The 26,695-nt window shown below is 69.0% G+C and carries 24 protein-coding genes; 3 read left to right on the forward strand and 21 right to left on the reverse strand.

Going from position 1 to position 26,695, the window contains the following annotated elements:
• Positions 1–135: 135 nt before the first annotated feature.
• The 12 genes from CCR79_RS01150 to tssJ are packed head-to-tail and all read right to left on the reverse strand — an operon-like array spanning position 136 to position 15,565.
• Entirely contained in the window at positions 136–2,199 is a 2,064-nt protein-coding gene (locus CCR79_RS01150) for a contractile injection system protein, VgrG/Pvc8 family (protein WP_201167763.1), read from the reverse strand.
• Complete coding sequence (locus CCR79_RS01155; protein ID WP_201167766.1) at positions 2,196–3,158, reverse strand: type VI secretion system baseplate subunit TssG; 963 nt, start codon at positions 3,156–3,158, stop codon at positions 2,196–2,198. The genes CCR79_RS01150 and CCR79_RS01155 overlap by 4 nt, the downstream gene beginning before the upstream one ends.
• The gene (locus CCR79_RS01160; protein ID WP_201167769.1) at positions 3,143–4,840 is read right to left on the reverse strand and encodes a type VI secretion system baseplate subunit TssF; all 1,698 of its coding nucleotides are present in this window, start codon (positions 4,838–4,840) and stop codon (positions 3,143–3,145) included. Before CCR79_RS01160 ends, CCR79_RS01155 begins: the two co-directional genes overlap by 16 nt.
• The gene (gene tssE / locus CCR79_RS01165; RefSeq protein WP_201167772.1) at positions 4,818–5,252 is read right to left on the reverse strand and encodes a type VI secretion system baseplate subunit TssE; all 435 of its coding nucleotides are present in this window, start codon (positions 5,250–5,252) and stop codon (positions 4,818–4,820) included. Before tssE ends, CCR79_RS01160 begins: the two co-directional genes overlap by 23 nt.
• A gap of 56 nt (positions 5,253–5,308) precedes the next feature.
• Complete coding sequence (locus CCR79_RS01170; protein ID WP_201167775.1) at positions 5,309–5,794, reverse strand: Hcp family type VI secretion system effector; 486 nt, start codon at positions 5,792–5,794, stop codon at positions 5,309–5,311.
• Positions 5,795–5,828: 34 nt separating this feature from the next.
• Positions 5,829–7,334 carry a type VI secretion system contractile sheath large subunit gene (tssC, locus tag CCR79_RS01175; protein WP_201167778.1) on the reverse strand — a complete coding sequence of 502 codons (1,506 nt, stop codon included), beginning with the start codon at positions 7,332–7,334 and terminating at the stop codon, positions 5,829–5,831.
• A 3-nt stretch (positions 7,335–7,337) separates the two neighbouring features.
• Positions 7,338–7,925 carry a type VI secretion system contractile sheath small subunit gene (gene tssB, locus CCR79_RS01180; protein ID WP_238636453.1) on the reverse strand — a complete coding sequence of 196 codons (588 nt, stop codon included), beginning with the start codon at positions 7,923–7,925 and terminating at the stop codon, positions 7,338–7,340.
• Positions 7,926–7,944: 19 nt separating this feature from the next.
• Positions 7,945–9,441 carry a type VI secretion system domain-containing protein gene (locus tag CCR79_RS01185; RefSeq protein WP_201167784.1) on the reverse strand — a complete coding sequence of 499 codons (1,497 nt, stop codon included), beginning with the start codon at positions 9,439–9,441 and terminating at the stop codon, positions 7,945–7,947.
• Positions 9,438–12,884 carry a type VI secretion protein IcmF/TssM N-terminal domain-containing protein gene (locus CCR79_RS01190; protein WP_201167789.1) on the reverse strand — a complete coding sequence of 1,149 codons (3,447 nt, stop codon included), beginning with the start codon at positions 12,882–12,884 and terminating at the stop codon, positions 9,438–9,440. The genes CCR79_RS01185 and CCR79_RS01190 overlap by 4 nt, the downstream gene beginning before the upstream one ends.
• A complete protein-coding gene (locus tag CCR79_RS01195; RefSeq protein WP_201167792.1) occupies positions 12,881–13,591 on the reverse strand; it encodes a DotU family type IV/VI secretion system protein in 711 nt (236 codons plus the stop codon). The genes CCR79_RS01190 and CCR79_RS01195 overlap by 4 nt, the downstream gene beginning before the upstream one ends.
• Positions 13,588–14,940, reverse strand: a complete 1,353-nt coding sequence (gene tssK, locus CCR79_RS01200) for a type VI secretion system baseplate subunit TssK (protein ID WP_201167805.1) — start codon at positions 14,938–14,940, stop codon at positions 13,588–13,590. Before tssK ends, CCR79_RS01195 begins: the two co-directional genes overlap by 4 nt.
• A 1-nt stretch (position 14,941) precedes the next feature.
• Entirely contained in the window at positions 14,942–15,565 is a 624-nt protein-coding gene (tssJ, locus tag CCR79_RS01205) for a type VI secretion system lipoprotein TssJ (RefSeq protein WP_201167807.1), read from the reverse strand.
• A 278-nt stretch (positions 15,566–15,843) separates the two neighbouring features.
• On the opposite strand from tssJ, the gene CCR79_RS01210 reads away from it, so the two are divergent.
• A complete protein-coding gene (locus tag CCR79_RS01210) occupies positions 15,844–17,466 on the forward strand; it encodes a methyl-accepting chemotaxis protein (RefSeq protein ID WP_201167809.1) in 1,623 nt (540 codons plus the stop codon).
• A 93-nt stretch (positions 17,467–17,559) separates the two neighbouring features.
• Here the strand turns inward: CCR79_RS01210 and CCR79_RS01215 are convergent, their stop codons facing one another.
• From CCR79_RS01215 to CCR79_RS01230, 4 genes are read right to left on the reverse strand one after another with little or no spacing between them, the layout of a single operon-like run.
• Entirely contained in the window at positions 17,560–18,033 is a 474-nt protein-coding gene (locus CCR79_RS01215; RefSeq protein ID WP_201167811.1) for an FKBP-type peptidyl-prolyl cis-trans isomerase, read from the reverse strand.
• A gap of 19 nt (positions 18,034–18,052) precedes the next feature.
• Positions 18,053–19,426, reverse strand: coding sequence for a hypothetical protein (locus tag CCR79_RS01220; protein WP_242510769.1), 1,374 nt, complete (start codon positions 19,424–19,426; stop codon positions 18,053–18,055).
• 2 nt (positions 19,427–19,428) lie between these two features.
• Positions 19,429–19,800 (reverse strand): DUF6164 family protein, encoded by a 372-nt coding sequence (locus CCR79_RS01225; protein ID WP_201167814.1) that lies wholly within the window; start codon positions 19,798–19,800, stop codon positions 19,429–19,431.
• 48 nt (positions 19,801–19,848) lie between these two features.
• The gene (locus CCR79_RS01230; RefSeq protein ID WP_201167817.1) at positions 19,849–20,523 is read right to left on the reverse strand and encodes a haloacid dehalogenase type II; all 675 of its coding nucleotides are present in this window, start codon (positions 20,521–20,523) and stop codon (positions 19,849–19,851) included.
• A 142-nt stretch (positions 20,524–20,665) separates the two neighbouring features.
• Here CCR79_RS01230 and CCR79_RS01235 point away from each other — a divergent pair, with 142 nt between their 5' ends.
• Positions 20,666–21,475 carry a TatD family hydrolase gene (locus CCR79_RS01235; protein WP_201167820.1) on the forward strand — a complete coding sequence of 270 codons (810 nt, stop codon included), beginning with the start codon at positions 20,666–20,668 and terminating at the stop codon, positions 21,473–21,475.
• A 59-nt stretch (positions 21,476–21,534) separates the two neighbouring features.
• Here the strand turns inward: CCR79_RS01235 and CCR79_RS01240 are convergent, their stop codons facing one another.
• Together CCR79_RS01240 and CCR79_RS01245 are read right to left on the reverse strand one after the other, a co-directional pair.
• A complete protein-coding gene (locus CCR79_RS01240; RefSeq protein WP_201167823.1) occupies positions 21,535–22,182 on the reverse strand; it encodes a copper chaperone PCu(A)C in 648 nt (215 codons plus the stop codon).
• A gap of 116 nt (positions 22,183–22,298) precedes the next feature.
• Positions 22,299–22,994 (reverse strand): zinc metallopeptidase, encoded by a 696-nt coding sequence (locus CCR79_RS01245; protein WP_201167825.1) that lies wholly within the window; start codon positions 22,992–22,994, stop codon positions 22,299–22,301.
• Positions 22,995–23,157: 163 nt separating this feature from the next.
• On the opposite strand from CCR79_RS01245, the gene CCR79_RS01250 reads away from it, so the two are divergent.
• On the forward strand, positions 23,158–23,520 hold the full coding sequence (locus CCR79_RS01250) for a hypothetical protein (protein WP_201167827.1): 363 nt from the start codon (positions 23,158–23,160) through the stop codon (positions 23,518–23,520).
• A gap of 44 nt (positions 23,521–23,564) precedes the next feature.
• On the opposite strand, the gene CCR79_RS01255 is transcribed toward CCR79_RS01250, so the two are convergent.
• The 3 genes from CCR79_RS01255 to ilvD form a co-directional block, all read right to left on the reverse strand.
• On the reverse strand, positions 23,565–24,404 hold the full coding sequence (locus CCR79_RS01255) for a hypothetical protein (RefSeq protein WP_201167829.1): 840 nt from the start codon (positions 24,402–24,404) through the stop codon (positions 23,565–23,567).
• A gap of 74 nt (positions 24,405–24,478) precedes the next feature.
• A complete protein-coding gene (locus tag CCR79_RS01260) occupies positions 24,479–24,916 on the reverse strand; it encodes a CBS domain-containing protein (protein ID WP_201167831.1) in 438 nt (145 codons plus the stop codon).
• Between the two features lie 78 nt (positions 24,917–24,994).
• Entirely contained in the window at positions 24,995–26,692 is a 1,698-nt protein-coding gene (gene ilvD, locus CCR79_RS01265; protein ID WP_201167833.1) for a dihydroxy-acid dehydratase, read from the reverse strand.
• Between the last annotated feature and the right edge of the window lie 3 nt (positions 26,693–26,695).

Consider the following 26,695-nt stretch of genomic DNA (forward strand, 5'->3'; position numbering starts at 1 on the left):
CCGCTGCCGTGTACCCCGCGACCCGGAAACGAAAGGGCTGCGAGAGCATCTCCTCACCCCACAGCTCCCGCAGCGGGTGGCATTTCCCTTCCAGCTCCAGCTCGGCCCACGGACGAGGCTGCGGCACGGCCCCCATCAGCGCCCCTCCTCGATGCAGGCGGCGGCGATCACCACCTCGTCGGCGCTGAGCTCAATCCGCTGCCCTTCCAGGCGGACCTCACCGCTGTCCTCGACGCGCAAACCGAACCCGTCGCCGACCTGCAGACGCCCGCCGCCGGTGCTCACCAGGGTGACATCGCCGGCCGCCTCCAGGTGCAGGGCTCCCCCTTCACAGCGCCAGTCGCCGTCTCCCTGCCGGGTGACCAGCCGCAACCCCGAGCCGGCATCCAGCGATACCGCCTGCGCCGCTTCCAGGCCCACCTCCCCTTCCGCGGCCTCCTGGAGCAGATCCCCCTGGCCAGTCTCCAGGCGCAGGGTCTCCCCGGCGAACCAGCGCAATGTCCCGTTCTCCGTCTCGAGGTGACAACTCTCCTCGACCTTCACCTGATAGGTCCCGGCCACATCGAGCCGCTGATCGCCGCCGCTGCGCAGACGCTGCTCGCCACCACTTGCAAACTCCAGGCAACCGTCGGGGGCTTCGAGCGCGGCGCCCGGCGCATCCTCGCGCCCCTGCAGGGTCAACCGGGCCGCCTCGCCCACCGCCAGTTCCGCGCGCTCGGCCCCGGGCCGGTCATCAAGAAGCAATCGCTGCCCGGCCGGGGTCTCGATTAGGTGCTGGTGGGAGTTGTCGCTGCTCACTGGGCCCGGCTGGTCCTGACCGCTGAGGGCCCCCAGGATGACCGGCTGCTCAAGATCGCCATGCAACCCCGCGACCGCCACGCGGGTACCGGGTAGCAGCGGCAGGTGGAGGCCATGGTCGGCACCGGCGCTCGGCTGAACCGCCCAGACCGGCGGTCCGGGCGGGGCGGCCTGCGGGGTACCGTCTGACTCGGGCTCATCGGCCAGGCGAATCCGGTACGCCCCGGCCTCGTCGAGTTCCGCGCGCCCCGGGTCACCGCCAGCCACGCGTGCCACGGTTACGCCGGGGACGGCGGGCGGGGAGACCGGCGCTGGTCGATAGCCCGCATCGAGGGGCAGGAGCTCCACCCGCCCGCGGTAATCCACCCGGTCCACGCCGCCCCCACCGTGGATGGCGGCACTCTGATCGCCCTCGTGCTCGACGTTGTACACCCAGTAAACGCCGTCCAGGGCGGCTTCCGGGTGCCCGCGAATCACCACCCGCATCCCGGGCAGCACCGGGGTCCCCACACCCGCCACGACCCGGTGCCGCCGCACCTCCGCCGCCTGGCGCACCCCTTCTGCCCACTCCGCATGGGCCGCCTCGCCGCCAGCGGTAACTCCGTAGAGCCCAAGCAGCGGATCGGCCGCCCGATGCCGTTCGCCGCCCGCCGTGGCATCACGGCTGCCATCGGGCAACGCCGGATCGAAACCGCCCACCCGCACCTGCCCTGGCTGCAGGCTGCAACAATGAGCAACATCCCAGATGACCGCCCGCGTGGGCGGCGTCGGTCCGCCGCTGGCACACCACGCCAACCCCACATCCTCCAGACCGGCCCGCGCCAGGTGGTCGACGAGGCGCACCTCAGCCCGTCCTCCGGCATCCCGGACCACCGCGAAACAGCCATCCCGGGCCAGCACCCGGCCGAGGAAAGCCAGGTCATCCGCAGCGCCCTGAACCACCAGAGGCCGTTGCGGCAGCGAGCGCTCCACGCCCACCGCGACGGACACGCCACCGGGCAGGGCACCGTCCAGGAGATCGCGGGCGATCTCCACCCCCGAGCAATTCCGATAGACCGCACGACGGAACGAGCCGGTCAGCGGATAAAGCGGCGAGCGCACGGTCAGATTGGCCACCCTCGGTCCTGGGCCATCACCGGTCAGGACCACCTCGCTGACAAACCCATGTACGGTTTGCGCGGTATCCCCTTGCCCCAGGGTGACCGCCACGAGTTGCCCGGGCCACCCGTGGGCCTCATCCCCGATCGGACCGCGCACCCGTACCTCGAGGCGATCAAGGCCCTCCAGGGCCTGTTGGCCGACAACCCGTTCGACCTGCAGCGCTGCCGGGTCCACTCCGGGGAGTCGGATCCCGAACAGGGCGTGTCCAGCGCCTTTGCCTTCCATGGTATGACTGATCATCTCCGCTCTCCTCTCGCGCTCGCCTCGGGAGCCGCCGACACCGATACCGGGAACGGCAAGGACGTCTCCCGAGCCGCCCACTCGCCGACCCACGTGGCCGCGCCGAGGGGCGCGGACGCGCCGAGGTACCACGCAGGCAACCGGCCCGGGGCGGCGATGATGCGCGCGCGGACCTGCGCCACCGGCCCGAGGTAGCGGCGCAACCACGCCCCGAGATGCCTGGCGCGGGCCTGTTCAACCCGCGCCGACGCAGTGGCCGGGGGCACCGGCCCCACCCGCACACCCACGAGCCCGCCGGCGACCATCGCAACGCCGCCCAGCCCCCAACCATCGCCCAGCCGCGGCGCCTGTCCGCCGCCCAGCGGCCGCTCGTCAAGCCGCTGCGCGACCGGCTGCCGGTCCGCCACTGCCACTCGCTGCTCCCCAATCACCCGCTGCAACAGGCAACGCAGGCCGGCACGGCTCGGACGTCGGGCCAGGTGCAGATCGAGGCCGCCCAGCCCCCGCTCCGGCACGGTTCCGAGAGCCGCCAGGGATTGTGCCCAAGGAGCGGACGACGCTGGCCCGTCCAGCGCCCGCCACCCCGCCAGCAACCCCGCATAGACCGAGGCATTCAGCGTGCGCAGCAGGGAACGGATCCGCTCACCGACGGGATCCTCGCGCGCCGCCAACTCCAGCCAGTAGCCAGGTAGCGGCGCTTCCGCCCCGAGCAGGGCCAGCACGTTGGCCTCGATCACGACCCGCCGGTCACCGACCCGCCGACAGCGCCGGATCTCAGCTGCCGGGAAGGTCCATTCGGCCGCCGGCTCGATGCGATACCCCGGACCGGACTCGCCAGCACCCAGCGCCGACAGGCCGGCCTGCTCGAGCTGCCAGACTGCCTCCCGCAGCCCCAGCCTCGCGCCCCGGGTCACGACCCGCGCCACGGCGGACTCCGCCGGTTTCAGCTCCGTGGCCACTGCGCGACCTCATCGCCGGTCTCCAGGCGCAACCCCAAGACCACGAACCGATCCAGAGGCGCCCAGGCGGCCAGCACCCGATAAACCCCCTCCGCGAAGAGATACGCCTCACCCGGGTCCCGCCACGGTCGCGGGTCGAGCTCCAGGACCACATGCAGCCCCGTCTCTACCACGCCCTGCCGAACCCGAACCGTCGGGCGGCAGGTCACATCGCGCAACGCGGCCCGACAGGCCTCGGCCGCCGCGCTGTTCGGCGCATCCGCCAGAGCAGCGACCAGTTCCAAAATGCCCTCCCGGGTCGCCCATCGTTCCGCATCGCCCCGAATCAGACGGGACAACGCCTGGAACCGGCCGACCTCCAGAGCGGCCCACTGGAAACGACTCGGCCGCCGCAGGTTGGTCACCGCCACCCCGTCAGGCACCCCCGTCCCCGGCTGCTTGACGTCGCCCCGGCCGAGGCAGCGCCGCGGCAGATCGCCGTGCGAATACCGCACCCGGGCCCCGAGCGTACCCGGACCCGCCGGGGCGTCCAGGCGCACGGCCACATCCTCGCCGCCCCCCTGCTGGCGACGCTGGACCCGGAACATCCCAGTCGGCTCCGGGTCCAGCCCGGATTGCCAGGGCGGTTGATACACATGAACTCGTCCACTGCTCGCCTCCCGCAAACGCAAGTCGAGCACCTGGTGGACGATGCGGCAGCCAGGGCCATCGGCGTCACTGCACACGCTATAAGGCCCCGGGCCACCCTCGATCCACTGCGCTTCGGCTTCGGCGGACCCACTGTTGACGGCCGGCAGGCAATTGGCACGCAGCAGCTGCTGCACCCCCGCCGCGGCAGCCGGCGCAGGCCAGTTCATTTCGCAACGCACCTCCAGGCGCTGACTCCCTGCCGGCAGTTCCACCCCGTCCAACCCCCTCAGTTGGATGAAAGCGAGCAGCGGCCGGGCCAGAAAGAAACACCGAAAGTGGTCCAGAGCGGCGACGATCGGCTCGCCCGCCCCCGCCTGGACACCCGCCACCGGCCACGGGGTCAGCAGTTCTCCACCGCCGATGATCCGCCCCGGCTCCCCGTCACCACGGCTAATCCGCACCCGGCGGGTGCCGTGCAGCAGGGCCGCACGCAGGCGCTCCCAGAGACCCGCCTCGGCGTCGATGAACAGAGGCAGGTTCGCCGGCGGCTCGGGCGCTCCAGCGTCGGCTTTCGAGAATCGAAGCACCAAGCGCACCTCGCTGCCGCCCTCGTCACCCGGCAACCACTCGGCGCGCTCGACCTCGATGGGTTCGACGGTTCCGGCCGCAAGCGTCACGAAGGGAATCGCCACCCCTTCGGCACACTCGGTGGCCGACCAAACCTCAGTGTTTCTCGGCAACGCTACGGGCTCGACCACCGCATCATCCGCCGAGAACGCCAGCACCGTGGCGCTGGGCCAGGGCTCGGCCAGTTCCGGGGCAGCCAGGTGCAGCAGCTGCTGATGGAGATCCTCGACCCCGGCGGCGAGCTCGGCGTGGACACCGGCCGTCAGAAAGGCGACTCCCTCGAGGAGTCGCTCCACATACGGATCACGATCGTTGGGATCTTCCAAACCGAGCATGCGCGCCTCCGTCGGGAAGGCCCGGGCGAAGGCCGCGCCGGCCTCACTCAGCCGGCGCATCTCCTGCTCAAACGCACGCCTCAGATCCATCTTCATCTCCGTTCAGCAGATGCACGGCGGCGTTCCCGTCCACCGCCAACTCCAGCGTCACCCCATCCCCGCAGTGAAGCTGCGCATACAACCGCAACCCCAGCACGTAGCCCGCATCCACCGGTGCAGGCCACGCCCGGACCGCCACCCTCGCCACACGCGGCTCATAGCGTGGAACCAGCTCGCGGGCAGCCTCGGCCAGGCACGCAGCGGCACCGTCCAGATCGTGGTAATGCGACGACAGATCCGGCAGACCGTATCCGGCCAGGTGCGCCGGGCGACCGCGGCGCGCCCCAAGCAGCCGGAGTATGTGCCGGGCAACACTCGAGCGGCGGTTGTGCCGGCCCGCCCGGGCAGGGCGGGCCGTGCGCCCGCCGACACCCTCAAGCACATCGAGCAACCCTTCGGTCACGTTCTACCTCCCGAGCCGGGCCGGGGCCAGCGGCCCCGGCGTGCGCTCCCGACCCTTCAGCGGGCCTCCGTCCAGGAGTCCGAGAACTCGATGTTTCCGTCCACGTAGGCCCAGGTAATGCGGCCGTAGCGGATCGCCACCTGCTCCATGTGCGGGAAGCGCTCCTTGTCGGCCTCCTTGACGTTATGCATCACCGGGCGGACCGAGGTGATCTTCACGTCGTTCAGGGTGTGCCGGAAGTATTCCTGTTCGTTGCCCGATTCATCGATCTGGTACCAGCTCAGCACCAACTCCTCGAGCGTCTGCCCCTTGCTGCACGCCTTGTACAGGTACGGCGAAGCGGCATCGAAGGCCTTGGTGAAGACGAAGGGCTCGTGCTTGCGCGTGCCGGTCAGGGCCCCCGTGTCGCTGTCCGTGGGGATGCGCAGTTCGTGCTCGAAACCGAGTACCTCGATGCTGCCCTCGCGGTCGGTGACGGTGACCGAACCCTCGATCTCGTTGCCCTGATCGTCCTTGAGCCACATGTAAGCGGGAATCGCCATGGTTTCGCCTCCTCTTCCTTGAGCCTTGGCGGTTTTAGGTCGGCAGCTGCGACACCAGCGAGAGCTTCAGGTCGATACCCTCGATCTGGAAGTGCGGCATGACCGACATGTTGACCCGGTAGAAACCGGGGTTCTCGGGGACCTCCTCGACCTCGACAGCCCCCTCGCGCAGCGGACGGGTGGCCACCAGATCGGGGTCGGGATTCTGCATCTTGGTCACCAGCCCCTGCAGCCAGTCGTTGAGTTCGTTCTCCAGATCCTGCCGACTCTTGGCCGAACCGATGTTCTCCCGCTGGAGGACCTTCAGGTAGTGGGCCAGGCGGGAGACCAGGAAGATATACGGAAGCCGGGCATTGATCCGGGCGTTCGCCGTGGCCGCCGGACTGCTATAACGGGCCGGGCGCTGCGCCGAGTTGGCCGAGAAGAAGCAGGCGTAGTCGCTGTTCTTGTAGAAGCTCAACGGTATGAAGCCGGCCTCGGCCAGCTCGAGCTCGCGGTTCTCGGAGATCAGCACCTCAGTGGGGGTCTTGGTCTGTGCCCCGCGCCCGAGATCGAAGACGTGAATCGGCAGCTGCTCCAGCTTGCCACCCGACTCCGGTCCGCGGATGTTGACCGTCCAGCCGTGGGCCTTGAATGAACGCGCCATGTTGGCGGCGAAGGCGAAAGCGGCATTGCCCCAGAGGTAGCGGTCGTGGTCCGGCCCGGTGACGTTTTCCCGATAGCCGAAGGCGCGAGTGGGGTTGTCTGGCCCATAGGGCAGGCGCAGCAGGAACCGGGGCAAGGTTAGACCGACGTAACGGGCATCTTCGGTGTCCCGGAAGCCTCGCCAGCGAGCGTATTCGGCCTTGTCCAGGTAGCTGGCGATGTCCGGAATTCGCACCACCTCGTCGAGGGAGGCCTTGCCGAAAAAGTCCCGGCCAACGGCTCCCAGGAAGGGGCAATGGGCCGCTGCCGCGATCCGCGACACCTCCGTGAGCAGATTGATATCCGCCGCTGAGCAGTCGAACTCGTAATTGGAGACCATGGCGGCCAGCGGTTCACCACCCGGGGTGTCGTACTCCTGAACATAGACGTGCTGATACAGGCCCGACTGGGTGATGTCCGTAACATCCTCGAGCTCCCCGGCCAGCTCCTCCTTGGAGACGTCGAGCAGTTCCAGCTTGATGTTCGCCCTCGGGTCACTGCGCTCGACCAGGAAGCGCAGGCTGCGCCAGGCCGCTTCGACGCGCTGGAATTCCGGGTGGTGAAGGACGGCGTCGAGCTGCTCGCTCACCGCGGCATCGATGCGGGCGATATATTCGTCGAGCAGTGCCTTGTCGATACGCTCGACCAGCTCGGCATCCTGACTGGCCAAATCGAGAAAGACCTGCAACGCCGCGGTCAAACGGCTTTCCGAGGGGATGTCGGCCATGACCGCGGAGTCCTGAAAGGTCGCGATCTCAAGGGCCCCGGAGACCGGCTCGACCTCGGCAAGCTGGCACAGGCGGGCGTAGCTCGCCTCGGGGGCGGCTTCGGCGCTGTTCTCGGTCTGCTCCGTCATGGCTCACTCCTGCCCTTCCCCATCGGTGTCCGTCGCCGCCCCCGATGGGCCATGATCGCCGCCCTCGCCGGTCTGTAGGGGAGCAATCTGCTGGAGCTCGCCCATCACCCCCTCGAGCTCCTGCTGGTTCTGCACGATACGCTCGAGTTCACGGCGAAAACGGGCGTTGTCAAGGACGTTGGACTTGAGATCCTTGAGCAGGTTGCGCATCGCCAGCAGGTTGTTCACCTGGGGGATCTGGCGCGCCACGGCCTCGGGCGTGAAGGCATCAAAACCGTCGAAGCTCAGCGACACCCGGATCTGCGAGCCATCCGCACGGAAGGTGTTGGGCACGGTCACCTGCAGCGACGGATGGAGATCACCGAGTACGGCGTCAAGATTGCCCCGGTCGATGGGGACCCGCTCACGCTCAGCCAGCCGGCCACTGGCCTGACCGTTGCTGAAGTCGCCCAGGACCAGCATCTTCAGGGGTAGCTCCAGCGTCTTGCGGGCATCCCCGGTCTCCACATCGAGGGTGATGTTCACCCGCGACTTCGGCACTTCCTGTTGAAAGCTCTCCATGGCCTGCTCCTTGGCATCGATGGACTCCACCGGAGCTGTCACGCTCCGGTCAGGGGAAGGCGATCGCCGCCTCCAGGTCGATACGCGCCACTCGCTGGCGCAGGTCGAGCAGACGTCGCCGCGCCTGCTCGGACTCCAGTTGACCGTCGCGCTCACTCGCCCGCAGGACCAGCGCCAGCACCCGCCAAACGGCCAGCGCCGAATCCGGATCCCACTCCTCCAGCCCGCGGTGTTCGATTTCGGCCTCCAGCGCTTCGAGCCGTGCTCGGGCCAGGCCGGGGTAACCGGCATCTAGGCAGAGACGGGCCCGGATCACCTCCCGCGCACAACGTTCACGTCCGGTGCGAGACGGGCTGGCGTCGATCCGGCGCAGCCCCGCCGTGAGCCCTTCACGGCGCGTCAGCGCGAGCACTTCCTCGAGCTCCACGGGCGCGTAATCGGCCTCGCGGCGACCCGGCCCCTCCGCCGGCTCAAGGCGCTCATTAACCCAGGCGATCTGCTCAGGAGGCACCAGCGGGCTATCATCGCTGAAGCGCATTTCGGGCAGATCCGGCTGGCGCCGGAGCAACTCCGCGGCGGCCGCCCGGATATACCCGGCGATGTCGTCACGCCCGAGCGCCGTTGCCGAGCGCTCGGCGACGGCCTGAATCTCCATTTGCAGGTGTCCGCCCGGCTCCAGGAAGACTGATTCGGCAGCCAGGAACGCCGCTTCCCAGGATCCCTCGGCGAAGTGGGTGCGCATCGCCGTCAGCGCCGGCTGGCGGGGCGGTTCGATACGTAGACGCCCCTCGGCGGCCCCCAGCGGCGCAAGCCGCCCCCAACGCCAGGCCCGAGCCAGGGCGGCCATCGCCAACCACTCGCCCTCGCCGCGCAAGTACTCCACGGCCTCCCGCAACTGCCTGGCCAGCTCCTGTCCACTACTTGGACCGCGCACCACACGGTCATCACCTGCTTGCTCCCGTGCCTCCGGCGCAGCCCGCTCGGCGGACACCGCGACGACGTTTTTTTGCGCCTCCACCCAGTCGCGCAGCGGCCGCAAGGCCGGCGGATCGGCCCACCATCGCTCGAGTTCAGCCCCAAGCCGCGCGAGCTCGACCTCCAACCCCCGGAGCTGATCCGTATCCTCGCGCCCGTCAGCCCGGTCAAGCAGCGCCAGCATGCGTCCCCCGCAGAGCCACTCGATCGCCGCCCGCCGGCCACTGTCCCGCTGCGGGTGGAGCCGCTCACCAAATGCGACCAGGCAACCGTGGAGTGCCGCCAGCGCGGCGCGGAACCCTGGAACCCCGCGCGCCTGGAGCTCAGCCAGACACAGATAACCGAGCACGCGCAGATCCTTAGCCTCGTGCTCGAGCAGAGCCACGGCTTCCTCGGCTACCGCGGAGAACTCCACCCCGCCCGGGCGCTCAACCGCCTCGCGCAGACGCCCGAACCGCTCACCGTGGCGGGGATCCTGTCCGCACGCCTCCGCCCCGGGCAAAGCCGCGAGGACGCGCCCCGGCAGTCCCAGTGCATGTTCGGGCGCTTCGGTCTGCCACTCGTCGCTCACGCCCCCTCCCTCTCGATCAACCGGGCAGGCAGCCGAAAGCGGGTCAGATCACCCCAATGGAGCAACGGCGTGCTGCGCTCGGTCCGCAGCACGAACTCCACCGCCTGATGCGAAACCTCCCGTCCGTCGTGCAGGGCCCAGCGCGCCCGAACGGCATTGGAGCGGAGCCGCTCGCGCTCATCGGCGCGGCTCAGCAAGCGGAACAGGGCCCAGGGGCCGTCAGCCTCAACATCGCGCATCGCACCATCGTGTGCCGAGACAGCGGCAATACGCCCGGGCTCTGGCGAGGACGGCGACCAACTCAGGTCCACCGAAACCGGGGGGCCGTTGCGATAGCGCAGCGTCTCGCCTTCCGACTCCCAGCGCATGTCGGTCAGGTCAGCGTTGGCAACCGGCGACACGCGATAGCGCAGCTGCGCCTGACCGGATTCATCAAAGAGCCCGTCCCGGATCCGGGCGGCAGCGTCGAGGGCCTTCGTCACCTCGGCCGCGATGCCCAGCCCGGCACCCCGCCAACGCCGCTCACCGCCCTGACCATCGGCACCGCGCAGGAACGGCGCCATTTCCTCAGTTTTGAATACCCAGAGGGTGCCCCGCTCCGGCGCGAAGAAGGCCTCGAAGTCGCCCGGGGCTGCATCGGCGCCGTCGGCCTCCAGCGGGAACCGGCCGGCAAGGCGGTCGCGGTAGACGTCGAGCACCTCGACCTGCCAACGCTCCTCAAGCTCCGCGGCGGCCTCCGCCCGCACCTGCAACCAAGCGGCGTCGATACCTCCAAGCAGCAGCGGCTCCAGCGCTCGCTGCACGGGCCCCGAAGCGGCCTGTACGGCCTGGCGGAAGGCGCCCTCCGCGGCACGCAGCGAACAGCGCTCCTCGTCCCCTCTCAGGGCCAGGGCGGCCCGCTTCAGCGCCTCCTCCCCGGGATCCGCCGCGGAGGCCAGTGCCTCGAGCTGATCGGCCGCTGCGCCGAGCGCCACCCCGACCTCGGCCAGCGGCGGAACCTCTCCGTCGTCGTCGGGTGCCACCAGCGTCAGCAGTTCCCGGCCCCTCGGATCGTGTCGATAGCGGCCGAGCGAACGCCCCAATTGTTGACCCAGCGTCGCCACCGGATCCGCGTCCGCGTGCGCAGTCAACTGGCCATGAACACCCTCGAGCAGAGCCGCCAGCGCCCCGCCCTCGACCGCCTTCTCCAGCTGCACGACCTGCTCCCGCACGCCCTCCGCCGAGCGCCACTCCAACGCCTCGAACCATTCCAGCCAGTAATCCACGAAGGCGCGCAGGTAGCGGGCCTCGACGGCCTTTGCCAGGGCACGCGCCTGTGCCGGTCGGAGCGCCTCCGCCTCACCGCGGGCCAGAACGGGATCCGGCCGCCGCAGCGCATCCAGATGCTCTTCCAGCGCCGGTTGCAGCCGGTTTCCCCATGCCTCGCCCCGGAAGACGCCTGCAACCGGCCGTTGAGCCACCCAGACAGCCGAGGCACCTCCGGGGGCCATCGCCTCCAGGGTCAGAGGCGGCAGATCAATGGCCGCCTCTGCAAGCAGGCGCCTTTTGATCGCCTCCGGCCGCGGCGGGGTACGCAGCTGCTCCCGCGCCTGTTCCACCAGGCGGCGCTGCGCCGCTGTATCGACGCGGCCACGGGCAGCGACCCGCTGCGACCGATCGGCCAGCGCCCGTTTGAGTCCCCGAGCCAGCGGTCCGTCCACCCCTGGCGTCGCGAGCCCCTGCTCAGCGGCGACCAGGCGCGCCAGGAGCCAGGCAGCCCGGTCGTCCCCGATGGGCACCTGCTCGCCGGATAGCCGTAGCCAGACCGCCAGCGCCTCGCGATACGCATCACGGCGCGCCGCACGCTCCGACGGTTCCAGGGCCGGCCACTCGTCGACGAAGCCCTCGAGTTCCAGCTGTAGTACCTGCAAGGCCTCCGGCAGCAGCTGCTCTCCCGCCACATCGATCAGCAGCGTCTGCAAGCGCGCCTGCAATTCGGCGATGCTGCTGCGACCGGGATCCAGCGCCAGGACCACCTCGCGCTCCGCCCCGGACTCCCCCCGGATTTTGTCCTCAAGCGCCTGAAGCCGGTTGACCGCCTCCAATGCCGCACCAGGGTGTCGGTCTCCGGCCGCCATCGCCTCGGCCACGGCAGCCGCGCCCTCCGCGACCGCGGCACTCTGGGCGAGACGGTCGTGATACCGCTCAGCGGTGCCGTAGGCCAACAGCGCAACGCCCCCGAGAACACAGGTAAACAGCGCCGCCTGCACAAGACGTCTGCGAAATCGTCGCGAAGGTGTCGGGCGCAGCCGCTTCGCCAGCGGCACGACGCCCTCGGTGAATAGCCCCGGGGACAAGCTCGGCTGCCCGGGCGCGTTGCCGGTGAGATACACCGCCTCCACAGCGGGCGGGCGACGGTAAGGGTCACGGCGCTGCAGCAGGCGCAGGAGATCGGCCAGCGGTCCGGTGATTGCGCGCATTTCGGCGGCGAAAGCGAACACCCCGGTCGCATCCCGCTCCCCGGCGGAGGTGGCCATCACCGCCCGACGGGCCCCCTCGGCCTGAGCCTGCAACCGCTCCGCCGCCCGACCCGGGTCGCTCTCGGCGTCCGCCGCTGCAACCCCCCAGGGCCCGGACCACGCCCCGCCCCCGGCAGCTGTCACAAAGGCCTCGTAGCCGGAGAGGCGATCCAGCCCGGTCACGATCAGGAGCACCGGTGGCCGGACCCCCAGACGGAGCTCGAGTTCGGCGAGGCGCTCTCGAAGCACCCGGGCACGGCGCCTCAGGCCCGATGCATCCAGGGCACTCAACTCATCGGCGGAGAGCGTGACCAGCACCCCGTCCACCGGGCGACGCCGCCGAGCGCGGCGCAGCAGGCGCAGGAGATCGTGCCAGCCTGTCTGCTCGGGCGGCTCCGTCGTGTAGCGCCCGGCCGTATCGAGAAAGAGCGCGCAATCCGTGAGCCACCAGTCCCAGCACCCGGTCCCTCCCTCGCCACGGGCGCACAGCCATTCATCGTCGTCGTAGGGAAAATGCAGGCCGCTGCTGCGGATCAGAGTGCTCTTTCCCGATTCGCCGGCTCCCATGAGCAGGTACCAGGGAACGCGATACCGACCGGCGGTCCCCAAGAACACTGTTCCGGTCGGACGGTCAAGCAGGCTCAGGGGCCGGTCCATCGCCGCAGCCAAAGCCAGGGCTTCGTCTCCCGGCACCTGTCGTTCCCGCTTCCGGCCGCGAACAAGCACCACCGCCCCGAGCAGGGCGCCGACCAGCCCGAGCAACGCCAGCACACCCGCCAATCGCAGCGTCACGCCTTCAACGCCGACCCGCGGCAGGCCGAACCAGACGGCCCCCGCAGCGAGCAGCACCGCCACCGAAGCCCACCACACCAGCGGCCGGCGTAGGAGGGGCGACAGCCTCCGCGCCCCGCTGGCAGCCCCATCCACCGTCACTGGCTCACTCATGGTGCAGCCTCCGGAACGACTTCGCGGGCGGCCTCGATCTCCTCCATGGCGGTACCGACGGCCCGCTCGATCTGCATCCCGGCGTGGAGGTAAGCCAGCAGCAGTAGAGCCAGAGCGGCCACTACCGACCAGAACCAGCCTACGCGGTGCCCCTCTCCATCCCGATCAGGTGGCACAGGGGAGCGGAGAGCCCCAGCAGCTCGGCCTTCACCCAGCCACTCCCCCAGGCGCCGTCGATATTCGTCAAGCAGCGCCTGCTCCTCGAGCGCATGCACACCCTGGAAACCAAGCCACAAGCAGGCCAGGTAGAGTTCGAGCACCGCATCCGGTGGCGCCTGCTCCCGCGGCCCCTGCAGCCGCTCGAAGAACTGGGTGCCCGCGGAACGCTCGCCGAGGCGCTCGGCTTGCAACGGCTGCGCCAGCCAGGCCGCCCGTTCCGGGTGCGCCGAGGCGATCACCGCCTCGTCGACAAATGCTGTAACCGCCAGTTCAGCATCCGCCAGGGCGGCCCCGCCCAGCCCATCGGCCTGGCCCCGCTCACGCAGGCGCCGAAGTGTCTGGCGGGCCCGCTCGCGCAGCATCCCTGCATCGCCGGCCACTCCGCCCCACCCCTGGCGCAGAGCCACCGCCTCGAGCAGCAGCGGTTCGGCGATATTGACCAGCGGCGACGGATCCCCCCGGCGCGCTTCTTCGGGTGCGGCGCTCATGGGGAGACCTCCTCGCACAGGGCCACCATCTCCAGCTGCAGATCGGCAAGCTCCGACGGCCGATAGACGGCCAGCGTCTGCTCGCGCCGGACCTGATCCCAATGGTTGCCGGCCGGCTCCAGACGGAAGTACTCGTAACCGCTCTTGACCGGCAGCTGCCCGGGCGGCCTGGGGCAATGACTCAGGCGGACTCCCGCCGCCCCGGCGGCCACCAGGCGCTCGAGTGCCTCCCGTGTCCCGATGCGAAGATCCGCCGGGAGCCGTTCGATCCAGCCGGCATCGGGCGCGGCATCCCGACGCGCAGCGAGAAAGAACGTCCACCCCTCGGCCAGGGGATCCTCACCCCCTTCGGCAACCAGCACGGCCTCGGACTCGCGCACCAGACGAATCCCCCGAGTCTGACGGGGCATGGCCTGATCCAGCAGGTGCCCAAGCGCCGATTCCAGTTCGGCAAAAACCGCCTCCGGGCGCTGGTGATCGTAGACCGGTACCATCTCCGCGGGCGACGCAGCTTCGACCAGCGCGCAGAGCGCGGCGATGAGACGCGCCAGGGTGTCGTAGAGCTGCCAGGGGTGGCTGCCGGGATTGGCCCGGAGCGAGCGCAGGGCGCCGGCGGCCGGCTCAAGGCTCTGACGCAGCAGCAGTCGCGCCACCTCTCCCGGCTCGAACGCACCGACACGGCCGGCCGCCCCCTGCTCCTCACGCAGGCGGGCACAGCGATTCTCCACCCGGGCCGTCACGCGGCCGAGCAGCGCCTGCCAACCGTCTGCAGCGTCCAGCCGGCACGCCACCGGCAGGAAGTCCGGGTCGAGCCGGAAGCCGGCGGACTCACCCGGGACCACCCGCGCCACCGCCACTCCCACCCGGGCGCCGGAAGGCGGCTGCACACCCAGCGCCAACTCCGGCGAAGCCAGCATGACCTCCCGTTCACGCTGCTCGTCATGGTGATCGACAAGCTCCGCAAAGCGGGGGCGCCAAGCGGCGCCGCCGCCGGTTTCCCGGTAACCGGGCAGATCACGGACACGATCATTCCGCGGCAAGGTCAGATAGATGACGCCTCCCTGCGCCGGCAACCCGCCGAGATCCAGCTCAAGGGGATCAGCGTGGCCGTGGGCGACCAACCGCCTGTCGGGCAGCAGGGCCTGGCACGCCTGGAGCCGGAAGACCCCCTGTTCCAGGGGCCCGCCTTCAATCGCGAGGCTGAGCAACCCGAAGGCGTGGGGGGTAGCGACACTCAGCCGGAATGCCTGGGCCGCTTCGAGATAGCGGTCCCAGCACTGAAAGTGCTGCTGCCCCAGCAACACGCCCTCGGCCCAAACCGGCCTTTGCAGCAGTGCCGTGGTGTCCATCTCAGCGCCCCGCCGACCGCCGCTGCCCGGTGGCCTCGTCTCGCGGCCAGGCGGCCCGTTTGCGCTCGGCGTCGCGCCCCACCCAGAGCGCACCGCCGTCCAGCGCGAGCGTGAGCCGCTGACCGGGACGCAGCCCGAGGAAGGAGTCCGGGAGCGGCTCCAGCAGGCGCCAGCGCTCGGCCTCAACGTCCAGGAAGAAGACAGCCAGCGCCAGGTAACTGGCTTCGTCATCCATCTCCAGCTGCACTTCCTGGCGCTGACCGGGCTGCAGGATCAGCTCGCGCCGCTGTAGCCAGCCATCCAGCACGGCCGCGTCGTCCCGGGCCAGCGCCGGCCGCTCGGCCTCCTCGAAAGCAGTCCGGTCATCGAGCTGATAGACCCGCAGAAGTACCGGGAGCGGCTCCCCCCCAGGCCCGGGATTGAGCCGGGGCCCGGCAGTCATGTCGAGCTCGACCCGGGGTGCGCACCCGGCGATGAGGCCGACGAGCGTGATCAGCAGGGCCCCTAGATACAGGGCGCGCGTGGTTTCAGGAGGTATCAGCGGGAACGATGTGGGCACGGCGGACCAACCGTCCGTGCGCCCGGGGGCCCGCCCCCGGGCCGAATCCCTGCGCTTAGAATCCATGGTTCTACCCTCGTCCCTGAGGTTTCTTGGGAGGCCGTCATCGACCAACCCAACCCGCGCCTCTTCCCTGAGGCGTTACGGACGCCTGTACTACGCCAGATTCGAGCGCCCTCCCGCAACCCCTCGCGGCAGGGGGAAACTGGCGGCGCTCGGCATCACAACGTGGCACATTGGCGCATGATCCGGGACCTCCCTGATCGGCTCCGGCTCGCGTGGTAATGTGCCCGGCGGCCGCTGCTCGCGCAGGAGGCACCCACGGCAAGGAGAGGATCTATCCAATGCTCGCTAGCTGGCCCGTGCGCTACAAACTCGGTTTTTCCTTCGGCCTGATCGTGATCCTCATGGCCGTCAGTGGCCTGCTTGCCCACTCGGCCCTGCAGAACACAGCCACCGAGAACCGAGCAGCCATGGCGTACATGGAGCAGTCAGCCATGCTCGTTGAACGCGAGGTCGACCACCTGGGTTGGACCAACGACATGGCGGACAGCCTCCTGCTCGAAGAGACCTTCTCTGGGGAGCTCGATTTCACCTCCTGCGCCTTCGGCCAGTGGTTCTACGACTATCAGGATTCGGAGCATTACAAGTCGGCCAGCGAAGAGCTGCGCCAGGCCGTCGATGCCCTGGAGGAACCGCACATCGCGCTCCACGAGGCCGGTGAGCGGATCGTCGAGCTGCAGGAGGCGGGCCGCTTTGATGAGGCCGAGGCCTTCTACCACGGACAGGCCCGATCCGTGCGCGAGAACTTCCAGAACCAGCTCGGCGAGTTGCGCGATATCCTCGAGGCCGAGCGCGACCGGCACATCGAGCAGGCCGAGGCACAGCAGGCACAGGCCGCACGGGTCACGGCGGGCAGTCTGGCGGTGACCCTGCTCGTCGCCATCGGCCTGGCCGCGGCGGTTTCACGCCACCTCACCGCCCGCCTGCGCGCCGCCGTGAATGGCCTCGAGGACATCGCGGCCGGCGACGGCGACCTCACCCGGCGGCTCGACGCCCATGGCCGCGACGAGATCGCCGAGCTGGGTGCCGCTTACAACCGCTTCGTCGACAAGATCCAGGAGATGGTCCGCGTCGTTCAGGACTCTGCCGCACAGATGGCCTCGGCCACGGAGCAGCTCCAGCGCAGCGCCGACGAGGACCAGCAAGGGGTGCAGAACCAGCAGGAGCGCACCTCCGAGGTAGCCACGGCGATGAACCAGATGAGTGCCTCGATCAACGAGATCGCCCGCAACACCCAAGACACGGCCACCGCGGCAGGGGATGCGAGCCAGCAGTCACGACACGGTCAGGAAGGGGCCGGCCGCACCATCGAGGCCATTCATGGGCTGGCGGGCAATGTCCGTGAATCCGCCGATGCCATCCGCGCCCTCGACGAGCAGAGCGCCCGCATCGGCCAAGTCCTGGAGGTCATCCGCGGCATCGCCGATCAGACTAACCTGCTCGCCCTCAACGCGGCCATCGAGGCGGCACGTGCCGGCGAGAGCGGACGCGGCTTCACCGTGGTCGCCGAGGAGGTACGCAAGCTGGCGCAGAAGACCCAAGACTCCATCGGAGACATCCAAGAGATGGTCGAGGGCATCCAGAACGGCACCCAGGAAGCGGTGCAGGCCATGGAGCGCAACCGCGAGCAGGCCGAAAACACTGTTGAGGAGGCCTCCGCTGCCGGCAGTACCCTCGAGGAGATCACCCGGGTGGTTGCCCGGATCGAGGACATGACGAGCCAGGTCGCCAGCGCGGTGGAACAGCAATCCCAGGTTGCCGAAGAGGTCAACCGCAACCTGACGCTGATCAGCGATACCGCCGAGCAAACGCGCAGTTCCGTGCAGGATACCGGTCAGGTCTCACAGCGCCTTTCCCAGCTGGCCGAGGACCTGCGCGACCAGGTCGGACGGTTCCGGGTCTGAGCCGGCACAGCCACCGTCCGCAATTAAAAAGGGCCGGCCCCGCGCAGCGGGACCGGCCCTTTTTACGTACCGGCCTTGTCCGGTCCGGTGCGGTTACGCGGCGTCGTTATGCGGATGCCCGTGCTCCAGCTCCTGATCGGTGGCATCCCGAACATCGACGATCTTGACGTCGAAGTTCAGGGTCTCACCGGCCAGCGGGTGGTTCGCATCCACGGTGACTTCCTGCTCACCGACCTCGGCCACGGTAATCGGGATGGGGCTGCCGTCCGGCCCCTGAGCCTGGAAACGCTCGCCGACGTTGATCTCGGCCCCCTCGGGGAACGCCTCCTTCGGGACACTCTGCATCAGTCGCTCGTCACGCTCGCCGTAGGCCTCGGCCGGCTCCAGGGTGACGTTCAGCTCGTCGCCCGGCGCCTTGCCATCCAGTGCCTTCTCCAGCCCGGGAATGATGTTCTGACTCCCGTGGAGGTAGGCGAAATGGCCACCCTGGGACTGGTCGATCACCTCGCCCTGACTCCCGGTCAGGGTGAAATCGAAAGTGACGACCTTTTCACTAGCTACCTGCATCGTTAAGTACTCTCGCGCGTCATCGTGTCTCAGTCATGCTACCAGAGAGCCCCCGCCCATGCCCAAGGATGACGTCGTACACGGCGCGGGTCCGCTCTTCGGCCTGCGCATCCGCTTCTTCCCAGTCCCCGGGCCCAGGAAAGCTCTCCCCGGCAGCGTAGCCGTTCCCCAGACCCATGACCAGAGCCGCACGCGTTTCCACGGATGCGTCACGATCACGCACCTCGCCACTGGTGTAATCGAGGCTGGCGACGACGCGACCGTCAATCAGCTGATGGACCAGCGCGCCCTCAATGAGCCGGTCAATGGCCGCACCGATCTCCTCGCTCAACCCGGGGCGCCGGCGCTCGAGGAAGCGGCTGGTGCCCTCGTTCTCGCGCAGTAGCGCGAACCCCCCGGTAAGATGGTGCACCCAGCGCCACTGCGCCTGGACGTCGACACGGTCGCTGTCCGCCAGCGCGTGACCATCCTCGAAGCGCACCCGCGCCGGCAGCCCCCAGGGCTCGGCCACCCCGTCCTCGCCCAGCACGGCCTCAACCAGGCGCGCGGCGCGTTCGAACAAGCGCTCGGCCTGCCGCTGATCCTCTTCATCCCCGAAGACGTACAGTAGCTCGTAGAGTCCTTTATGGCCCCGGATCAACGACCCCAGGGCATCGAGCTCCCAAACCGGCCCGTCGCCCAGATCGTAGGTACCCGCTCCGGTATCCCAGGCCTCGTCGAGGACCTGCGCGGCGTCACGGGCCACCATCAGCGCCTCGGGAACCTCATGCCCGAACCACTCCCGCATCTGCTCGGCGCTGAGCAGCCCCATGTCGTCCGCTCCGCCGGGCTTCTTCCAGCGCACCCAGGCGTAGGCCACCCCGTGGAAGGCGTCCAGACCGTAGGCCATGCTCTGCGGGGTCCATGTCCCTTGCCCGGCATCGGTGTGGAACCGCCCGCCCTCCTGGAGCGACTCCATAACGAAGCGTCCGTTATCGACCAGGAGCGCTGACGGAGCGTGGGTGATCGGGTCGAACAGTCCGTGCTCTTCGAAACGACCGGCGCTGTGGTGCATGTGGTAAAGGTAAGTGGCATCAGCGTAATGCCGCGGCTCGGCGCCCCGCAGCCCTTCTTCCGCACCTTCACGATAGGAGGCGTCCAGCGCCTCGAGCAGGGCCAGCCAGCGTTCGCCAACGGCGCCCATGAGGCTGCCGCTGAGCGTATCGTCATACGCCGGGTGGCCCATCTCGCTGTCGCGCATGGTGCGCCCCTTGACGGTGAGCGCGTTCATGACCGCCAGGTGCTCCGCCAGCGTCTCCGGAGAATCGACCGCCTGTTCGCCGGCTCCGGCCGTGGTGACGGCCGAGAGCGTCAGGGCAGCCGCAACGAATAGATTTCTGGGGGCTGTTCGCATGGTCACCCACTCAACGCCAGATGTAGGAAGGGGATCGTCATGAAGGCGAGGATCACCGCCATGAGCAGGAAATAGATCAGAAAGCGCAGCGGCTCGCGCAGGATGCGCTGTGTAACGGTCTCCAGCTCCCCTCGCCGGCGCATCGCCTCGTGCTCGCCACGCACCCGCTCGAAACGGCGCCGCTGGTACTCGTCGAGCAGACGCTTGGCCTGCGGGTACTGCTCGGCATCGCGCAGCCAGATGCCTCCCTGGGTGATGCCCCAGCGGTTGGGCGGGGTCTCGTAGTAGTCCAGATGGTACTGCTCGAGCAGACCGCGCACCTCATCGGCCTCATCCTCGGGCACACCACGCAGGTTGAGCAGCAACTTTGCCATGGCCCCTGATTCTCCGTCAGCCGGTAGCGCCGGGCAAGCGGCCGGGGGTCAGGCCGGCGGCAGAACACGCCGGATGTCGCATAGCGATGCCACGGTTGCATTCGGTTCCGGGCCCCAGGGATCGAAAACCGCCCCAGGCAGACGCCGCACCCAGATCGCGTTCCAGCCACTGGCACGGGCTCCGATGACGTCGAACGGATTGCCCGAGACCAGCCAGGTCTCTTCGGCCCGGCTGCCCGCCTCGGCGAGGAACGCGTCGTAGGCCCGGGGGCTGGGCTTGAACGCCTCCACGACCTCGACGCTGACGATATCTTCGATGTAGGTGCGCAGGGCGTTGTCCCCGAGCAGTTTGCTGACCGTCTCACGGCTCCCGTTGGAAAAGGCGTAGCCGGTGTAGCCGGCCTCGTGGAGTTCGCGCAGAGCCAGCTCGGCCTCCTGGTAGGCCGGCAAGCGCTGATAGCTGCCGAGCAGGACATCACGCTCACCGCTACTCAGGCTCAGACCGAACGAGCGTGCCGTATGGTCCAGGGCGTCCGCGATGCACACCGAGAAATCCGCATACTGGCCCATGACCGTGCGCCGATAGGCGTACTCCAACTGACGCTCCCGCCAGCCGCGTGCGAAGGCCAGCGCCCGATCCCCGAGATGCGGGCGCAGCGCCTCGGTCACGCCGTGGGTATCGATCAGGGTGCCGTAGACATCGAAGGCCAGCGTCGTTGCCATTTTTCTGCCTGGATCCTCTCCCGGTGCACCGGCTCCGGCGGAGCCGCGGTGGTCGTCCGCAGCACCTTAGCACTCCTGGCCGGCGCTTTGCGCGCATGCCGGGGTGGCCTCGGCGGCCACCCGACCGTACAATTGCGCGGCTATGGAATGGATCGACATCGGCGCCAACCTGACGCACCACACCTTTCGCAAGGATCTCCACCAGGTCCTCGAGCGGGCCGACGCCGCTGGAGTCAGCCAGCTCTTTGTGACCGGCACCGACGAGGGCGAGTCGATCAAGGCCCAGGCCCTCGCGGCGGATCATCCGGGGCGACTTTTCGCTACGGCTGGTTTCCACCCGCACATGGCGAAGACCTTCTCCAGCGACTCCGAATCGGTCCTGCGCGAGCTGGCCGCGCGGCCGGAGGTGGTCGCCATCGGCGAGACCGGTCTCGATTTCTACCGTAACCACTCCCCGCCGGAGGTTCAGCAGCGCGTCTTCGAGCGCCACCTGGAACTGGCCGCGGAGCTGCAGCTGCCGGTATTCCTGCACCAGCGTGATGCCCATCAGCGCTTCAGCGAGATCATCCGGGCCTACCGCGACCACCTGGTCGACGGCGTAGCCCACTGCTTCACCGAGGGCCCCGAGGTGGCGCAGGCGTATCTGGATCTGGACCTGCACATCGGCGTCACCGGCTGGATCTGCGATGAACGCCGCGGCCAGGCGGTGCGCGATGCGGTTCGCGTCATCCCCCCGGAGCGGCTGATGGTCGAGACGGACTGCCCTTACCTGCTGCCCCGCGACGTCAACCCCGAGCAAGTGGGCCTGCCGGTCAAGAACCGGCGCAACGAGCCCTGCCTCATGCCGCACATCGGACGCGCGGTGGCCCACCATGCAGGCCGTGACGTCGCCGAACTGGCGGAGACCTCGAGCCAGGTGGCGCGCCGCTTCTTCCGGGTCGCCGCCCCCTAGCCCGGCCGTTTACATTCCGCCGGCGGGCAGCACCTTGGGCCACCCCTAGCTTGGGCCGCTCAGGGCATCGGACGCCGCACGGGGGCCTCCACCCGCTTGCGGCTACCGTCCCCGAAGTAGAAATCGAGGGTGATGGCTTCCCCCTCGGCAAGCGGGCGGCGCAGATCGACCAACAGCAGCCGCGGCCCTCCGGGGCGCAGTTCGACCTCTTCTTCCGGGGGCAACAGCAGGCCGTCCAAGCGCTGAACCTGCCGCACGCCGCCGCGATGCTCCACCGTATGGAGCATGGCCTCCTCAGCCGCCGTGGTCAGCACTCGTACCAGCCGATGGGACTGCTCCGCGGTATTCCGCAACGCCGCCTCGCCCTGGACCACGCCCTCGCCGGCAGCGGCGGCCGAAACCCGGATCCGGTCGACATCGACCACCTCCGCAGCCGCATCGGGTTGCGGCTCTTCGGGCACGGGCAACTCGGGGACCGGAAGCGGGGACCGTGCGGCCAGCTCGGGACCCGGCGGTTCGCGCTCGCGCAGGCGACGCTCGACCTCTTCGGGCCGCGTGCGCAACAGATCAATGGCCTCTCGATCAGGCCCCAATACCGGCAGCCGGACGCCATCCCGCGGTCCGGCTTCGTCCTGAGCCGGCGCTTTGCCCAGCGAGCCCACCACCAGCACAGCGCTGGCCACCCAGATCCAGTGTCGTTGCGTCATGCCCATATCCAACCGCCTCCCTCGCTACGCAGGCTATCGGCCCGCGCCCCACGCCCTTGAACAGCCAGCCGGCCCCGCACCCCCAACGGTGCATCCGGCACCCGGGCGCGCAGGCGTCACGGGCCTGGCCGCAGCACCCGCAGCCAGGTCCAGAAATTGAGCAGTGACGCCAGCGACTGCGCCACGTAGGTCAGCGCAGCGGCACTGAGGATCCGGCGCGCGTGGGGTGGATCGACGTCCGGATAGAGATAGCCACTGCGATGCAACAACGGCAGGGCACGGCGGAAGCTGGCATCGACTTCGGTGGGCAGGGTGACCAGGTGCACCACGACCCCCGATCCCAGGCTGAGCAGGCCACCGACCGCGAACAGCAGGGCCACCCCGGGCACCCGCAGCACACCGGCAACCACCGGGGCAGCAAGCAGCAGGATCGCACCGAGCTGCTGTGCCCGGCCGGTGGCACGGACCAGCCGCTGGCGCCAGACGAAGGGCGCGTAGCCGGAAGCGTGCTGGAGTGCATGCCCAACCTCATGGGCAGCAACCGTGAGCGCCGCCAGCGAGCGGCGGTCGTAGTGCTCCGGCGAGAGCCGCACCGCGGCGGCGGCGGGATCGTAGTGGTCACCCTGCTGGGTGCGCTCGACCCGGACGCGACTCAGACCACAGCCGTCGAGCAGCTCGCGGGCCAGCCCACCCCCGCTGACTGCGTAACGATCGGCAGGCTCGGCGTACCGCCGCATGACGCGCTGAACCCACAGGCCGGGGCCGTAGAGCGCGCCAAGCAGCAGGAGCATTACAAGGACCCAGATCATCACCCCATTGTGCCGTGGTGACGGCCACGGCGCATGTACCGTCCTTGACACACATGATGAACGGTTCACATGTCAGGTAACTGGTAGTAAAATTTGTTGCAGGACAGCATAAGCTTTCCTTTGCTTAGCCATACAGGGCGTGATCACGCCCGGGAGTCATACGGCCATGTTTACCGCACTGGTCAGCCCGCAATACGCGGAACGCAACGGCCAGGCCACCACCGTCGCGGGCGGATTCATCGCCCACGGCCTGGTCCCCCCACACCGTGACAACGGCGAGCAGACGGGCTGGTTCTACGCCCTGCTGCCCGGTCGCCCGGACTCGGCCGACCCTGAGCACGTCCGCCCGTTCCCGGCCGACCGGCTCGAAGCCATCCTGGACGCCGAACGGGAACGCTACCTGGAGATGGCGAACGCCGACGGCGACGCCGTCTGGGCCGATGCCGCCGCAGCGATCGGCGACATGATCGGCTGCCTGCACCGCGCCCGACTCCACGAGGACTCGCAGCGCACGGCGGTCAACGAGTGACCGCAGGGCGCGCACCGTCACGGCCCTGGACGGGCCGCCGGTAGTCAGTCGCCGTCGTCGCCCTGATCGAGGAGTTCGGCCTCGGTGAGCACCGGCACGCCTGGCGGATGGTTGTGGGAACGGGATAGAAAGACGTCGCGGTACGAAGTGTAGAGGACGGCCCCGAACAGCGGCAGCAGCAGGATCCCCAGCCAGCCGGCGGTGAGCACCGCCACGCCCACCGCGCCGAGCAACAGCCCGAGCATGCCAGTTAAAGGCACGGGGTTGCCGGCGTAGGCGCGGACGCTCATCCACATGGCCATGCCGGGATGCGCTCCGTGCAGGGCCACCATGGGCAACAGAAACCACTGCCCGAAGGCCAGCAGCCCCGCCAGCGCACCCAGCAGCGCCAGGGCCCAGACGCCGCCCGCGACGAACACCGGACCAATGACATAGGCCTCCTGGGGCGGGGGCGCCGGTGCCCCCGAAGCCAAGCGCTCCTCGTAGAGCCCGAACCCGATCAGAACCGCCTCGAGGGAGTCGGCCAGCGGCCAGAACAACAATGGCCCCAGTGCGCCGTAGGCGGCGAACAGAGCCGCCCCCACCGTCAGCGCCACAGCGCCGTCGAGATTGCCCGGCAGGACATAGAGGGGGCGGGGATCCCGGTTGTAGTCGGCCACCAGGGCCAACCGCACGAACAGCACCAGGGCCAGGACGACCACCAGCAGTGTGACCATCCCGCGCAGGGGCGCCCAGGCCACCGAGTGGGCAATCAGCAGGGCTCCTGCGACACCGGCGGTGTAGGCAAGGAAGGCCAGCGGACGGCGCATGAGCAGCCCGAAGGCCTCCCGCAGCCAGCTCTGCCAGGCCTCGGGCTCAGTGGGACGCGGTCCAAGCGCAGACAAGCACCCCCCTCCCCGTCACGACCCCGTCGCCCGGCGGCAGCCCCGCCGCAACCCTGCGGAAGCAGCGCGGCGGTTCAGCCCACACCCTCCGGCGAGCCGAACTTGTCGAGCAGCTCCTCAAGGATTTGGAGCATATCCACGGCGGAGACCATGCCCACCAGCCGCTGCTCCTTGTTGAGCACCGGCAGCGCACCGAAACGGTTCTCTCGCATGAGCTGGGCCGCCCGCTGAACCGGATCGTAGGTGTGGACAACGACCGGGTTGCGGGTCATGACGTTCTTGAGCGCCATGTTGTCGTCCAGGTAGTAGACATGGGCAAGATCCGGCGCCTCATCCACCCAGTCCGGCCGCCGCAGATCGCGGTCGGTCACGATGCCGAGCAGCCCCATATCCTCATCCACTACGGGCAGATGGCGGATGTGGTTGTAGCGCATCTTGAAGAAGGCCTCCCGCACCCCCTCATCGGGATGCCCGGTGACCAGCTTGTCCGTCATAATCTCGGGGAGCTTCATCGCTTCCCTCCTGGGTACGCGTGGCTGTAGCTGGTGCCGTCGCCGACGGCACCGCTGTGCTTCGGTGCCTCGTCCCGCCTAGTCCTGATCGGGGAAGAGATCGGCGTCGGTCACTGCGCCGCGACTGGCCGAGGCCGCCAGGCGCGCGTACTTGCCCAGCACCCCGCGGCGGTAGCGCGGCCGGGGCACCTGCCACTGGCTGCGGCGGCGCTCCAGTTCGGCTTCGTCCACCTCCACCTGCAACAGATTGCGGTCGGCATCGATGGTCACGGTGTCGCCCTCGGCGACGAGCGCAATGGTACCGCCGTCGTAGGCCTCCGGCGCCACGTGACCGACCACCATCCCGTAGGTACCGCCGGAGAAGCGGCCGTCGGTGATGAGGCCCACGGCGTCGCCGAGGCCCTTGCCGATGATCGCCGAGGTGGGCGCCAGCATCTCGCGCATGCCCGGACCGCCCTTGGGCCCCTCGTAGCGGACGATGACCACATCACCGGCCTGCACACGGTCGGCCAGGATCGCCTCCAGACACTCCTCCTCGGAGTCGAACACCCGGGCCGGGCCGCTGATGCGGCGCTGCTTGATGCCGCTGACCTTGGCCACAGCCCCCTCCTCGGCCAGGTTGCCGCGCAGAATCGCCAAGTGGCCCTCCGGGTAAAGCGGCCGATCGAAGGGCATGACGATCTCCTGATCCGCCGGCGGCTCCGGCGGCAGGTGGCCGATCAGCTCCTCGATGGTCTGCCCGGTTATGGTCCTGCAACCGCCGTGGAGCAGCCCCTGCTCGAGCAGGATGCGCATCACCTGCGGCGTACCTCCCACCTCGTGGAACTGGCTGGTCACGAAACGACCGGAAGGCTTGAGATCGCAGAGCACTGGCACCTTGCGGCGAATCCGCTCGACATCGTCGAGGTCGAACGGGACCTCGGCGGTATTGGCGATGGCCAGCAGATGGAGCACGGCATTGGTCGACCCGCCCAGGGCCATGACCACGGCGAACGCGTTCTCGAACGCCTCTCGTGTCAGGATGGAGGATGGCCGCCGATCGTGGTGGACCGCGTCCATGAGCACCCGCGCCGCCTCGGCGGCCACATCCCGGGCCTCGTCATCTTCCGCGGAGACGGTCGAGGAACCCATCAGGCTCATGCCCATGGCCTCGAAGGCGCTGGACATGGTATTCGCCGTGAACATGCCGCCACAGGAGCCGGCTCCGGGGCAGGCGTTCTCCTCCACGCCCCTGAGATCCTCCTCGGAGAGATTGCCAGCGTTGTACTGCCCTACTGCCTCGAAGGCGCTGACCACGGTCAGGTCCTCGCCCTTGTAGTGGCCGGGCTTGATGGTGCCGCCGTAGACGAAGATGCCGGGGATATCGAGCCGGGCCAGGGCGATCATGGCGCCCGGCATGTTCTTGTCGCAGCCACCGGTGGCCAGCATCCCGTCCATCTGCTGGCCGCCCCCGACCGTCTCGATGGAGTCGGCGATCACCTCGCGGGAGACGAGGGAGTACTTCATACCCTCGGTGCCCATGGTGATGCCGTCGGAGACCGTGATGGTGCCGAATTTCATCGGCATCGCCCCCACCTCGCGCAGCGCCTCCTCGGCGCGCCGCGCCATGGCGCCGATCCCGACGTTGCAGGGGGTGATCGTGCTGTGTGCGTTGCCGACCCCGATGATCGGCTTCTCGAAGTCCTCATCCCGGAAGCCGACGGCCCGCAACATCGCGCGGTTCGGGGTTCGGGCCACACCCTGGGTGATCACTCGGCTGCGACGGTTATCCGCCATGGA

The sequence above is a fragment of the Halorhodospira halophila genome (genome assembly GCF_016653405.1).
Lineage (GTDB): Bacteria > Pseudomonadota > Gammaproteobacteria > Nitrococcales > Halorhodospiraceae > Halorhodospira > Halorhodospira halophila_A.

Bases quoted from the DNA above. Each gene is read 5' to 3' on its own strand.
- CCR79_RS01215 (WP_201167811.1), bottom strand. From the start codon at position 18,033: ATGCAGGTAGCTAGTGAAAAGGTCGTCACTTTCGATTTCACCCTGACC.
- CCR79_RS01170 (WP_201167775.1), bottom strand. From the start codon at position 5,794: ATGGCGATTCCCGCTTACATGTGGCTCAAGGACGATCAGGGCAACGAG.
- CCR79_RS01210 (WP_201167809.1), top strand. From the start codon at position 15,844: ATGCTCGCTAGCTGGCCCGTGCGCTACAAACTCGGTTTTTCCTTCGGC.
- CCR79_RS01250 (WP_201167827.1), top strand. From the start codon at position 23,158: ATGTTTACCGCACTGGTCAGCCCGCAATACGCGGAACGCAACGGCCAG.
- CCR79_RS01225 (WP_201167814.1), bottom strand. From the start codon at position 19,800: ATGGCAAAGTTGCTGCTCAACCTGCGTGGTGTGCCCGAGGATGAGGCC.
- CCR79_RS01235 (WP_201167820.1), top strand. From the start codon at position 20,666: ATGGAATGGATCGACATCGGCGCCAACCTGACGCACCACACCTTTCGC.
- CCR79_RS01190 (WP_201167789.1), bottom strand. From the start codon at position 12,884: ATGAGTGAGCCAGTGACGGTGGATGGGGCTGCCAGCGGGGCGCGGAGG.
- CCR79_RS01220 (WP_242510769.1), bottom strand. From the start codon at position 19,426: ATGCGAACAGCCCCCAGAAATCTATTCGTTGCGGCTGCCCTGACGCTC.
- CCR79_RS01160 (WP_201167769.1), bottom strand. From the start codon at position 4,840: ATGGATCTGAGGCGTGCGTTTGAGCAGGAGATGCGCCGGCTGAGTGAG.
- tssK (WP_201167805.1), bottom strand. From the start codon at position 14,940: ATGGACACCACGGCACTGCTGCAAAGGCCGGTTTGGGCCGAGGGCGTG.
- CCR79_RS01260 (WP_201167831.1), bottom strand. From the start codon at position 24,916: ATGAAGCTCCCCGAGATTATGACGGACAAGCTGGTCACCGGGCATCCC.
- CCR79_RS01195 (WP_201167792.1), bottom strand. From the start codon at position 13,591: ATGAGCGCCGCACCCGAAGAAGCGCGCCGGGGGGATCCGTCGCCGCTG.
- CCR79_RS01150 (WP_201167763.1), bottom strand. From the start codon at position 2,199: ATGATCAGTCATACCATGGAAGGCAAAGGCGCTGGACACGCCCTGTTC.
- CCR79_RS01240 (WP_201167823.1), bottom strand. From the start codon at position 22,182: ATGACGCAACGACACTGGATCTGGGTGGCCAGCGCTGTGCTGGTGGTG.
- ilvD (WP_201167833.1), bottom strand. From the start codon at position 26,692: ATGGCGGATAACCGTCGCAGCCGAGTGATCACCCAGGGTGTGGCCCGA.
- tssC (WP_201167778.1), bottom strand. From the start codon at position 7,334: ATGACGGAGCAGACCGAGAACAGCGCCGAAGCCGCCCCCGAGGCGAGC.
- tssJ (WP_201167807.1), bottom strand. From the start codon at position 15,565: ATGGATTCTAAGCGCAGGGATTCGGCCCGGGGGCGGGCCCCCGGGCGC.
- CCR79_RS01230 (WP_201167817.1), bottom strand. From the start codon at position 20,523: ATGGCAACGACGCTGGCCTTCGATGTCTACGGCACCCTGATCGATACC.